At 75.0% G+C, this 11,016-nt stretch carries 10 protein-coding genes; 3 read left to right on the top strand and 7 right to left on the bottom strand.

Annotated features, from left to right (window positions below):
• Positions 1-974 precede the first annotated feature (974 nt).
• A complete protein-coding gene (locus tag VGL20_13175; protein HEY2704634.1) occupies positions 975-2,012 on the bottom strand; it encodes a zinc-binding dehydrogenase in 1,038 nt (345 codons plus the stop codon).
• Positions 2,013-2,080: 68 nt separating this feature from the next.
• Between VGL20_13175 and metF the strand changes: the two genes are divergently transcribed.
• The 3 genes from metF (at position 2,081) to VGL20_13160 (ending at position 4,324) form a co-directional block, all read left to right on the top strand.
• Positions 2,081-2,965 (top strand): methylenetetrahydrofolate reductase [NAD(P)H], encoded by an 885-nt coding sequence (gene metF / locus VGL20_13170; protein HEY2704633.1) that lies wholly within the window; start codon positions 2,081-2,083, stop codon positions 2,963-2,965.
• Positions 2,947-3,831, top strand: coding sequence for an alpha/beta fold hydrolase (locus VGL20_13165; protein ID HEY2704632.1), 885 nt, complete (start codon positions 2,947-2,949; stop codon positions 3,829-3,831). Before metF ends, VGL20_13165 begins: the two co-directional genes overlap by 19 nt.
• A gap of 76 nt (positions 3,832-3,907) precedes the next feature.
• Complete coding sequence (locus VGL20_13160; GenBank protein HEY2704631.1) at positions 3,908-4,324, top strand: type II toxin-antitoxin system HicB family antitoxin; 417 nt, start codon at positions 3,908-3,910, stop codon at positions 4,322-4,324.
• A 3-nt stretch (positions 4,325-4,327) separates the two neighbouring features.
• On the opposite strand, the gene VGL20_13155 is transcribed toward VGL20_13160, so the two are convergent.
• The 6 genes from VGL20_13155 to ftsW form a co-directional block, all read right to left on the bottom strand.
• Positions 4,328-5,440 carry an FtsQ-type POTRA domain-containing protein gene (locus VGL20_13155; protein HEY2704630.1) on the bottom strand — a complete coding sequence of 371 codons (1,113 nt, stop codon included), beginning with the start codon at positions 5,438-5,440 and terminating at the stop codon, positions 4,328-4,330.
• The gene (locus VGL20_13150; protein ID HEY2704629.1) at positions 5,437-6,405 is read right to left on the bottom strand and encodes a D-alanine--D-alanine ligase; all 969 of its coding nucleotides are present in this window, start codon (positions 6,403-6,405) and stop codon (positions 5,437-5,439) included. Before VGL20_13150 ends, VGL20_13155 begins: the two co-directional genes overlap by 4 nt.
• Entirely contained in the window at positions 6,402-7,337 is a 936-nt protein-coding gene (murB, locus tag VGL20_13145; protein HEY2704628.1) for a UDP-N-acetylmuramate dehydrogenase, read from the bottom strand. The genes VGL20_13150 and murB overlap by 4 nt, the downstream gene beginning before the upstream one ends.
• On the bottom strand, positions 7,330-8,742 hold the full coding sequence (murC, locus tag VGL20_13140; protein HEY2704627.1) for a UDP-N-acetylmuramate--L-alanine ligase: 1,413 nt from the start codon (positions 8,740-8,742) through the stop codon (positions 7,330-7,332). The genes murB and murC overlap by 8 nt, the downstream gene beginning before the upstream one ends.
• A complete protein-coding gene (gene murG, locus VGL20_13135; protein HEY2704626.1) occupies positions 8,739-9,827 on the bottom strand; it encodes an undecaprenyldiphospho-muramoylpentapeptide beta-N-acetylglucosaminyltransferase in 1,089 nt (362 codons plus the stop codon). The genes murC and murG overlap by 4 nt, the downstream gene beginning before the upstream one ends.
• Positions 9,733-11,016, bottom strand: a 1,284-nt coding sequence (gene ftsW, locus VGL20_13130) for a putative lipid II flippase FtsW (protein ID HEY2704625.1), incomplete at its 5' end; no start/stop codon positions are given. The genes ftsW and murG, both read right to left, overlap by 95 nt.

The raw sequence follows: 11,016 nt of genomic DNA, 5'->3' as shown, positions 1-11,016 counted from the left end.
AAGTTGGTCCCCTCGCCATCCCACGTCGCCCCCAGGGGGACGTGGGACCCAGGCCAGGCCGCCTTCACGGCGCCGGTGCGTGGATGCGATTCATCGGCGGCCATGATAGGTGGGGCGGCGCCGGGGGAGGTGCCCGGGCGCCCTGCGACAGGTGGGGTTGCCCGGCTGATCTGACACGGGTCTTTACCGGGGGGAGGCTACGCCTCCCCCCGTCTAGCGCAAGACATCGTGCGCTGGCGCGCCCGATGCCGGCGCTGCCCCCCTCCACGCCGGCACTCGCCGGCGGGCGCGTCTTCGCGCGCCTTGCGTCTTCGCGCCGGGGGCGGAGGGACCACGAGCAACGCTGCGCGTTGCTCACAACGGACCCGCCGAGCCGCCCGGACGGGTGAATTGCTTGACCCCCGCAGCCGCATCTCGCCTTCCTGGTGGCAAGCGACAGTTCGGCGCTCAGCGCAGGTGTGAGGAACGCGGAGCGTTCCTCCCTGGTACCTCGGCGCCCGGCGCGAAGACGAAGAGCGCGCGAAGCGCGCGTCGCCGGCGAGTGCCGGCGTGGAGGGGGGTAGCACACGGCATCGGGCGCGCCAGCGCACGATGTCTTGTGCTGAGCGGGGGGAGGCGTAGCCTCCCCCCGGTAAAGACCTGTGTGAGATCAACCGGGCATCTCCACCCGCCGCAGATCACCGGGCATCTCCACCCCGCCGCAGATCTCCCGGGCAACTCGCACCCGCCGCAGATCCACCGGGCATCTCGCATCCGCCGCAGTCACCCCGGCGTCTCGGGCCGCACACATCGGGGGCCACAAACAGCAAACAGGGCCTCATCACTGCACCTGGCTGATGAAGCCCTGCCGGCTGCGGCCCCTGTCGGGCCGCGGACGCCCGGCAACGGTAGCACCGGGTCCGGCGGGTGTAAAGAACGAAAAATGAGACGGGGAAGAGGCGAGATCTCCGGATGCGTGGGTCGCGTCAAGCGGGCTACGGGACCAGGACGATCTTCCCCTGCTGCTCGCCGGCGGCCATCCGCCGGAGCGCGTCGCGCGCCTCGGCGAGGGGGTGGGTGCGGTCGATCCGGGGGTGGATCCCCGAGCTGCGGACCAGGGTGAGCAACCGCTCAAGCTCGGCCCGGGTGCCCATCGTCGAGCCCAGCACCGAGATCTGCCGGTAGAAGACCCGGTTGAGCTGCGAGGGGGGGTCGCCGCCGGAGGTGGCGCCGGCCACCACCACCGCGCCGCCGGGGCGCACCGCGCGCAGGCTCAGGTCCCAGGTGGCCGCCCCGACGGTCTCGATGACGGCGTCGACGCCGCCGGTCAGGGAGAGCACCTGCTTGGCGGCGCCGCGGTCGGGCGCGAACGCCGCGACGGCGCCCTGCTCGAGGGCGGCGGCGCGCTTCGCCTCGTCCCGGGAGGTGGCGATGGCGGTGATGCCGGTGGCCCGGCAGAGCGCCAGGGCGGCGCTGGCCACGCCGCCGCCGGCGCCCTGGATCAGCACCGTCGACCCCGGGCGCAGCCCGGCGCGGGTGAAGAGCATCCGGTAGGCGGTGAGGTAGGCGGTGGGCAGGCAGGCGGCCTCGGCGGCGTCGATCTCGGGGGGACGGGGCACCAGGTTGGCGGCCGGCACCGCGACGTACTCGGCGAGGGTGCCGTCGTAGGGACGGTCGCTGAAGAGCGCCATCCGGCGGCAGAAGAGCTCCTCGCCGCGGCGGCACGCGGGGCAGACGCCGCAGCTGATCACCGCGTGGAGCAGCACCGGCGAGCCCACCTCGGGCGCCCCCTCGGGGGGGTCGGGGCCGTAGGCGGCCACCGTGCCGGCGGCGTCGGTGCCGAGCACCTGGGGAGGCTCGATGGGGCTGGCGGAGATGCCCCGGAGCAGCCACAGGTCGTGGTGGTTGAGGGACGCGGCCTCCACCTTCAGCAGCGCCCAGCCGGGGCGGGGCTCGGGGGTGGGGAGGTCACCGACCTCGAGATTGGCGAGCGGGTCGTCCCCGCCGGTGCGGGCGAGATACGCAGCGAGCATGGCGCCGGAAGGTAGCACGGCGGGACGGCGAGGCTGCGGCGGGCGGGAATCGGGCAGGATAGCGGGCCATGCGCATCACCGAGATGCTGGCCACGCGGCGGCCGGTCTTCTCCTTCGAGTTCTTCCCGCCGGACACGACGGCGGGCACCGAGACGCTCTTCCGCACCATCGGCGAGCTCCGCGAGCTCGAGCCGTCGTTCGTCTCGGTCACCTGCCGCAACCACTCCCGGGCCCGCACCCTGGAGCTGGTCACCCGCATCCGCGCCTCCACCGGCATCGAGCCGATGGCCCACTACACCTGTGCCGGCGCCACCGCCGGCGAGCTCCACGCCACCCTCCGCTCGCTCCGCGACGCCGGGATCGACAACGTGCTGGCGCTGCGCGGCGACCCGCCGAAGGGCGAGACCGGCTTCCGCTCCGTCGAGGGCGGTCTGGACCACGGCAGCGAGCTGGCCGCGATGATCCGCCGCGAGTACGACTTCTGCGTCGGCGGCGCCTGCTACCCGGAGGGGCACACCGAGTCGGCCAGCCTGGAGGACGACCTCCGCCATACCGTCCACAAGGTGGAGAGCGGGGTGGACTTCCTCATCACCCAGCTGTTCTTCGACAACACCGCCTACGTCGACTTCAGCACCCGGGCCCGGGCCGCGGGCATCACCGTGCCGATCGTCCCGGGGATCATGCCGATCACCTCGGTGCGCCAGCTCTCACGCTTCGAGGGCAGCCTCTTCGGCGCCCGGGTGCCGGCGCGGCTGCGCGAGGCGCTGCTGCGACGCAGTGACGACGCCGACGCGGTGGTGCAGCTGGGGGTGGCGTGGGCGACTCTCCAGTGCGCCGAGCTGCTCGCCGGCGGCGCCCCCGGCATCCACTTCTACACGCTCAACCGCTCCCCGGCCACCCGCGCCATCCTCTCCGCCCTGCAGGCGGCACGGCCGTGGGAGCGCCCCCGCTGACCAGCGTCGAGCGCCCGGACCGCGAGTCCCAGGAGCCGGCGGCGCTCGACCTGCTGCTGCCCTCGGGGCGGCTGCGCGCCCACCGCTTCGGCACCGCGCGGGGCCGGCTCGCCGTCGGCATCCCCGGGATCAGCGCCAACTCGCGCAGCTTCGACTTCCTCGGCGAGCGCCTCGGCGGGGGGCGGCGGCAGCTGGTGGCCCTCGACCTGCGCGGCCGCGGCCACAGCAGCGTCAGCCCCCCCGGCACCTACGGCTGGCGCCGCCACGCCCGCGACGTGCTCGGCGCCGCCGCTCAGCTGGGCCGGCCCCCGTTCGACGTCATCGGGCACTCGATGGGCGCCTTCGTCGCCATGGAGATGGCGGGGCTCGACCCCGCCGACATCCGCCGCGTCGTCCTCGTCGACGGGCTCGGCCTCCCCGACATGCTCGCGGTCACCGCCATCCTGCGGGTGGTGCGCCGTCTCGCCGGGCCCAGCCGCACCGCCGACCAGTACCTGGAGCGGGTGCGACTCACCGGCGCGGTCAGCCCGTGGAACGAGTACTGGGATCGCGCCTTCCGCTATGAGCTCATCACCGACGCGAGCGGGGTCCGGCCCCGCACCGACCCGGTGGCGGTGCTCGAGGACATGGCCTACGGGGGCTGGCGCGATCCCCACGCGCTGTGGGGCAGGCTCGCCATGCCGGTGCTGCTGGTGCGCGCCACCCGGCCGCTGCTCTCCCTGGGCGGCCACGTCGTCGGCGGAGCCGACCGCGACCGCTTCCTGCGCACCGTGCCCGGGGCCCAGGTGGTCGAGGTCGACGCCAACCACTACGGGGTGATGACCCACCCCGCCACCGCCTCGGCGATCCGCAGCTTCCTATCCTGATACGCGTCCTTGACTCCGGCGCGGATCGGCGCACCATGTGGCTCTCCAGGGGGATGGGGCTGTCGAGGAGGCACCCATGCGCGCCTACACCATCGTGGTCCAGCCCGCCGCCGAGGCCCACGGCCTCATCGCCACCATCCCCGACCTGCCCGGGTGGGCGGCCGGGGGGCGGACGGTCGAGGAGTGCCTCGACCGAGCCCGCGAGGTGATCGCCCTCTTCGTCGACGATCTCGACGCCGGCCGAGAGGCGGGGGAGCTGACCGGCCGGCCCACCGCCGCCCCGCCCGAGGGGGCGGAGGAGGAGGCGGCCGACGCCCTCCGCCGGGCGATGGCGGCGCTGCGCACCGTCGAGAGCCAGCTCGAGGAGGAGATCACCCGCTGGCCCGACAGCCAGGATCGCCGCCCGCTGCGCCGCGCCCACGCCGCCGTGCTCCGGGCCCGGCGCTCGCTGGTCGAGGAGCAGCGCCACGCCGGCCACCACACCCTGGTCTGACCCTCAGCGGCGGGGCGGTCCCACCGAGAAGCTGTAGGTCGTGGGCGTCGGCTTCGGGGTCGGCGCCGGGGTCGGGGTCGGTGTCGGCTTCGGTGTCGGCTTCGGCGCCGGCGTCGGCGCCGGGGTGGCGGCGGCCCCGGGCTTCGCCGGTGGCGGCGCGGACGCGGGCGCGGGTGCGGGGGCGGCGGGCGCGAGGCGGGCCTCGCCGGGCCTGCCGCCGACCGCCGGCGCGGAGGCGTCCTCCAGGTCGACGTAGCCGAAATCGGGCCTGGTGAAGTCGAGCCGGCCCTTCAGCGCCGCGAGGGCGGCGATCTGCCCGGGGATCGCCGCCACCTCCGCGGAGGCCGCGGCCCGCCCCAGCACCGCCGCCCAACGGCACGCGGAGTCGACCACCAGGCGGCCGTCGCTCTGCCAGCGGAAGTCGGCGACGGCGCAGCCGACGGCGGCGGGGAAGCCGTCGGCGATCGCCGGCAGCAGCCGCACCAGCGCCTCGTCGAGCGGCGGCGCGTCCCCGGAGGCGGCCGGGCGCTCGTCGATCAGCACCGGGATCGGGGGCAGCGCGGTGGCCCGCACCGAGCGGCGGTCGACGATGGCGCCGCCGCCCGCGACCAGCACGCTGCCGCCGCCGCGGCGCACCTCGAGCACCGGCTCCCACTCCACGATGGTGATGCGCACCGTGGCCGGCAGCTCGGTCTCCACCGAGGCGCGGCGCACCCAGGGCAGCCGCTCCAGCCGCTGGCGGACGACCTCGCCGTCGATGGTGAAGATGCTCTGGGTGTCACCGATCCCGGCGGCGTCGAGCACCGCCTGGTGGGAGAGGAGCCGGGCGCCGCGCACGTCGATGCCGGCGGCGTGGAACGTGGGCAGCACCAGCAGCGCCACCAGCAGCGCCAGCTCGGCGAGCACCAGGAGGACCGCACCGCGCCCGCGGCCGCCGCCGATCAGCGCGGGACGGCGGGCGGCGCGTGACCGGGGTGCGTGGAGGCGGCGGCGGGCGGAGCCGCGCAGCGCCGACTCCGGCGCCAGGCTGAACTGCCGCGGCACCCGCGGCGCGTCGACGATGCGAGCGGCGGTCTCGCGGGCCTGGGCGCGGTGGCGGGTGTCGGCAGGGCTCATCCGCGTACCTCGGTGGGACAGCCGGGCCGGTGGCGCTGCAGCGCGTCCTCGAGGATGCGCTCGCAGAGCGACTCGAAGGGGATGCCCGCGGCACGCGCGGCGTCGGGGAGCAGCGAGAGCGCGGTGAGCCCGGGGGTCGTGTTCACCTCCAGCACCCAGGGCACCCCGGCGGCGTCGACGATGAGGTCGACACGGGACATCCCCTCGCACCCCAGGGCGGCATGCGCGGCCGTCGCGGCCTGCTGGGCGCGCACCCGCTGCGGCTCGGGGAGACGCGCCGGGATGATGTGCTCGCTCTGACCCGCGGTGTACTTCGCTGCATAGTCGTAGAGGGGACGGTGGGAGACGATCTCGAGGGTGGGGAGCGCCTCGGGCGGATCGGCGCCCAGGATACCAATGGTGATCTCGGTTCCGCTGACCATCCGCTCGCAGAGCACGTGCTCGTGCGCGGCCGCCGCCGACCAGGCGGAGTTCAGGCCAGCTGTGTCCTGGACCACGGTGAGCCCGATGGTGGAGCCGCCGCGGTTGGGCTTCACGATCAGCGGCATGCCGAGCTCGGCCGCCGCCGCATGCATCGCCACCGCGGTCGCCCCGGTGTCGAGGTCACGGCGCACCAGCCGCCATGCCGGGGTGTCGATGCCGGCGGCGACGAGCAGCCGCTTCGCCGTCGCCTTGTCGAAGCAGAGTGCCGACGCGAGCACCCCGCTCCCGGTGTGGGGGATGCCGAGCAGCTCGCAGGTGCCCTGGACGGCGCCGTCCTCGCCGAAACGGCCGTGCACCGCGAGGAACGCCGCCTCGTAGCCGCCGTCCCGCAGCCGCGCCGGCAGCTCGGCATCGCACTCCAGCAGCGTGCAGTCGTGGCCGCCGGCGCGCAGCGCGGCGAGCACCTGGGCGCCGCTGTCACGCGAGACCGCGGCCTCGCTGCTGGCCCCGCCGCAGACCACGGCCAGCCGGCGCGGGCTCATCGCGCCGCCACCGCGGCCGAGCAGGGGCCGGGCTCGCCGGCGCAGACGATCTCGCGCTCGAGGTCGACGCCGAACTGCTCGAGCACGGTGTCGTGGGCAAGGTCGGCGAGGGCGAGGACGTCGGCGGCGCGGGCGTGGTCGGCGTTGAGGATGAAGTTGGCGTGCTTGACGGAGATCTCGGCGCCGCCGACCCGCCGTCCCTTGAGCCCGGCGGCCTCGATCAGCCGGCCGGCGTGGTCGCCCGGGGGGTTCTTGAAGACGCTGCCGAGGCTGCGCGTCCCCCACGGCTGCGCCGCCTTGCGCTGCGCGGTGATGGCGTCGGTGCGGGCGCGCACCGCGGCGGCGTCGTCGGCGTGCACCCGGAAGCGGGCGCTCACCACCACCCCGCCGGAGAGCTCGTCGACGAGGCGCGAGCGCCGGTAGGCGAAGCCGCACTCCACGGCGGTGAGGGTGCCGCGCTCGCCGGCGGAGTCGAGCACCTCGCAGTCGACGATCACGTCCTTGATCTCGGTGCCGAACGCCCCGGCGTTGCCGCGCACGCTCGCCCCGCAGGTGCCGGGGATGCCGATGCCGAACTCGATCCCGGCGAGCCCGCGGCGGGCGAGGTCGAGCGCGGCGCGGGGCATCATGCAGCCACCGCCGAGCTCGACGGTGGTGGGGTCGAGCGCGCGCCAGCGCCGCAGCTGGTCGCCGAGGCGCACCACCAGCCCGCGGATGCCGCCGTCGAGCACCAGGGTGTTGCTGCCGGCGCCGAGCAGGAAGACCGGCACGCCGGTGGCGTGGCTGCGCCGCAGCAGCTCGGCGAGGCCGGCGGCGTCGCCGGCGGTGACCAGCCAGTCGGCGGGGCCGCCGATGCCGAACTGGGTGTGGCGGGCGAGCGGCTCGTCGCGCCGCGCCCCCGGCCAGGAGGCGAGCCAGCCGCCGTCAGTCACGGCGGCCCTCGAGGGCGGTGACCGCGCGCCGGGCGAAGTCGTCGAAGCCGCGCACCGACATGCACAGGAGCACGTCGCCGGACCGGGCGCTGTCCACCACCCGCGCCAGCGCCTCGTCAGAGCCGGCGACGCTGACCGCCGGCGCGCTGGCGCATGCCACCTCGGCGACGTCGGCGCTCGACACCGTGCCCGCGAGGTGACGCTCGCGGGCCGGCTCGATCGGCCCGATCATCACCTCGTCGGCGCCGGCGAAGCTGGTCGCGTAGTCGGCGAGCAGGGTGAGGGTGCGCGAGTAGGTGTGGGGAACGTAGACGGCGATCACCCGTCCCTCGGCGGTGTCCCGCGCCGCGCTCACCGTGGCGGCCACCTCGGTGGGATGGTGCGCGTAGTCGTCGACCACCACCACTCCGCCGGGCCGGCCCACCACCTCGTAGCGCCGGGCAGCGCCGCGGAAGCTGCGGCAGGCGTCGAGGCAGGCGGGCAGCGCCGCCCCCAGCCGCAGCGCCAGCACCAGCGCCGCCACCGCGTTCTGCCGGTTGTGCGCGCCGGGGGCGTTGAGCTCCACCGCGATCCGCTCGCCGCCGGTGACCACGGTGAAGCGCTGGGTGCCGGAGTCGGCGATGTTCGGCTCCGACACGATCCGCCAGTCGGCGCCCTCCGCCTCGCCGTAGGTGGTCACCTCGCAGCCGGCGTGGGAGGCGAGCGAGAGGCACTCGGCGTCGTCGGCGCAGAGCGCCACCAGTCCCGAGGGCGGCATCGTGGCGACCAGCTGGAGGAAGGGCGCCTTGTAGGCCTCGAAGCTGGCGTAGACGTCGGGGTGGTCGAGCTCGAGCCGGGTGACGCAGGCGAGCTCGGGGTGGGCGTGGAGGAACTTCGGCCGCGAGTCCCACGGGGCCGTGGTGTACTCGTCGCCCTCGATGACGAAGACCCGGCCGGTGCCCAGCCGTGCGCTCACCCCGAAGTCGCGGGAGGTCACCCCGAGCCGGAACCCCGGGGACATCCCCGCCACCTCGAGCATGTGGGCGAGCAGCGACGAGGTGGTGCTCTTCCCGTGGGTGCCGCAGACCGCCACCCGGACCCGGTCGGCGGTGAGCTCGTAGTAGAACTCGGCCTCGCTGGTGGTGGGCAGGCCGCGGCGGCGCGCCTCCTCCCACTCCACGTTGCCGGGGCGCACCTGGTTGCCGACCACCACCAGGTCGGGGGTGCCCCAGCGGTCGAGGTTCTCGGGCACGTGGGTGTTGGTCCAGGGGATGCCCGCGGCGGTGAGGGTGTCGGTGGTGGGCGGGTAGGCGTCCTCGTCCGACCCGGTGACGGCGTAGCCGAGCTGGCGGGCGAGCAGCGCCGCGCCGCTCACCGCGTACCCGCAGATGCCGAGGAAGTGCACGTGACGGCTCTGGTCGGTCACCTTGTTGTGGCCACCTCCGCGAGTAGGTCGGCGACCCGCTGGGCGGCGTCGGGACGGCCCGCGGCGACGCTCGCCCGCGCCATCTCGCGCCACCGCTCGGGGTCGCCGGCGATCGCCTCGATCTCGGCGCGCAGCCGCTCGCCGGTGCACTCCTCGTCTCTGAGCAGGCGTGCCGCGCCGCCGCGCACGTAGGGCAGGGCGTTGTCGACCTGGTGAGCGCGCGCGTACGGATAGGGGATGAGCAGCATCGGGCGGCCGAGCACGCTCACCTCGGCGAGCGAGGAGCCGCCGGCGCGCATCACCACCAGATCGGCGTCGCGGATGCGCTCGGCGATGTCGTCGAAGAAGGGCGCCACCGTGTAGCGCTGGCGCAGCGGCGAGGCCAGCGAGGCGGCGAGCTGCTCCGCCCACTCGGCATCGCGAGCGCCGCACTGGTGGGTGACCCGCAGCCGGGGACGGGCCTGGAGCAATGGCACGAGGCACTCGCCGAGGGCCCGGTTGATGCGCTGAGCCCCCTGCGAGCCGCCCATCACCAGGAGGTGCTCGCAGGCCTCGCGCAGCGGCGCCGAGGCGGCGGCGCGCACCTCCTCGCGCACCGGGTTGCCGGTGTGCACCACCCGGGCGCGGGGCAGCCGCTCGGCCGTCTCCGCGAAGGAGGCGGCGACGGCACGGGCGCTGCCGGCGAGCAGGCGCACGGCGCGGCCGGGCACCGCGTTCTGCTCCATCAGCACCACCGGGATGCGGAGGCTGCGCGCCGCCAGCACCACCGGGACGCAGACGTAGCCGGCGGCGCCCACCACCACGTCGGCGGCGAAGTCGCGGAGCATGCGGCGTGCGGCCATCACCGCGGGCAGCAGCCGAGCCAGCGCCAGGGCGGCGCTGAGCGGACGCGAGCTGTCGACCCCGCGCACCGCCAGGGTGAACAGCGGCAGCCCGGCGGCGGCCACCATCCGCTCCTCGAGGCCGCCGCGCCGGCCGGCGAGCATCACCTCACCGGCGGGGTCGGAGCGTCGCAGCGTCTGGGCGACGGCCAGCGCGGGGGTCAGGTGTCCCCCCGTCCCCCCGCCAGCGATCAACGTGCGCACGGCGCGATTCCCCCTGTGCCCGGCCCTGGGCCGAGATGTTGCAGAGCACGCCGCAGGCCACCAGGGTCATGAGCAACGAGGTGCCCCCACTGCTGATGAAGGGCAGCGGGATCCCCGTCGTGGGCAGGACGTTGGTGACCGCGGCGATGTTGATGAAGGCCTGGATGCAGATCCAGGCGACGATACCGCCGGCGAGCAGGGCTCCGAAGGCGTCGGGGGCGCGCATCGAGGCGCGGACCCCCCGCCAGCCCAGCAGGAAGAAGGCGGCGACGACCGAGAGGCAGCCGATCAGCCCCAGCTCCTCGCCGATGATCGCGAAGATGAAGTCGGTGTGGGCCTCGGGCAGCCACTGGAACTTCTGGATGGAGTTGCCCAGGCCCACCCCGCCGAGCCCGCCGCTGCCCAGCGCGTAGAGCGACTGGACCAGCTGGAAGCCGGTGTTCAGCGGGTCCTTGAAGGGGTCCCAGAAGGAGTGGAGGCGGCTGGCCCGGTAGGACTCGAGGTGGATGGCGAGCCAGCCCATCGCCAGCAGGCCGCCGGCCAGCTGGGCGAGGTGGCGCTTGCGCATCCCCCCGAGGGCGGCGAGCACGACGCCGATGGCGGCGAGCACCACCGCGCTGCCGAGGTCGCGCTCCATCACCACCATCAGCAGCAGGGCGGTGAGCAGCACCGCGTACTGGCGGGCGGTCCGGGTCATCCGCACCGCCGCCCCGCGCTCGGTGAGCCAGCGCCCGAACCAGACGATCGCGACCATCGTGGCCACCGCCGAGGGCTGGACCGAGAGCGGGCCGAGGGTGAACCAGCGCCGCGCGCCCAGCCGCTCGGACCCGATGTGCGGCACCAGCACCAGCACCAGCAGCACCACCACCATCACCCCCAGCGGCCGCGACCACCGCGCCCAGCGGTGGTAGTCGATCCGAGCGGCCGCCAGCATCAGCGTCACCCCGGCGGAGAGCCAGACGAACTGGCGCTGGAAGAAGTACCCGGGGTTCCCGAACCACGCATAGCCGAGCGCCTCCGAGGCGCTGTAGACCATCACCAGGCCGAAGGCGCAGAGCCCCGAGATGAGCGCGAGCAGCCAGCCGTCGATCTGGGAGAAGGAGGTCACCGTCGCCCGGGCGGCGGCGCCCGCGCTCCGCGCCGAGAAGGGGCGGCGGAAGCTCTCCACCGGGGCCGAGGGGCGGCGCTG

The organism is Candidatus Dormiibacterota bacterium, from assembly GCA_036495095.1.
Lineage (GTDB): Bacteria > Chloroflexota > Dormibacteria > Aeolococcales > Aeolococcaceae > CF-96.
Note: the sequence above shows the minus strand (reverse complement) of the source record. Positions and strands in the feature narration are given on the sequence as shown.

Excerpts from the sequence above, each read along its gene's own strand:
- VGL20_13160 (HEY2704631.1), top strand. The coding sequence starts at position 3,908 with ATGCGCGCCTACACCATCGTGGTCCAGCCCGCCGCCGAGGCCCACGGC.
- VGL20_13150 (HEY2704629.1), bottom strand. The coding sequence starts at position 6,405 with ATGAGCCCGCGCCGGCTGGCCGTGGTCTGCGGCGGGGCCAGCAGCGAG.
- VGL20_13175 (HEY2704634.1), bottom strand. The coding sequence starts at position 2,012 with ATGCTCGCTGCGTATCTCGCCCGCACCGGCGGGGACGACCCGCTCGCC.
- VGL20_13155 (HEY2704630.1), bottom strand. The coding sequence starts at position 5,440 with ATGAGCCCTGCCGACACCCGCCACCGCGCCCAGGCCCGCGAGACCGCC.
- metF (HEY2704633.1), top strand. The coding sequence starts at position 2,081 with ATGCGCATCACCGAGATGCTGGCCACGCGGCGGCCGGTCTTCTCCTTC.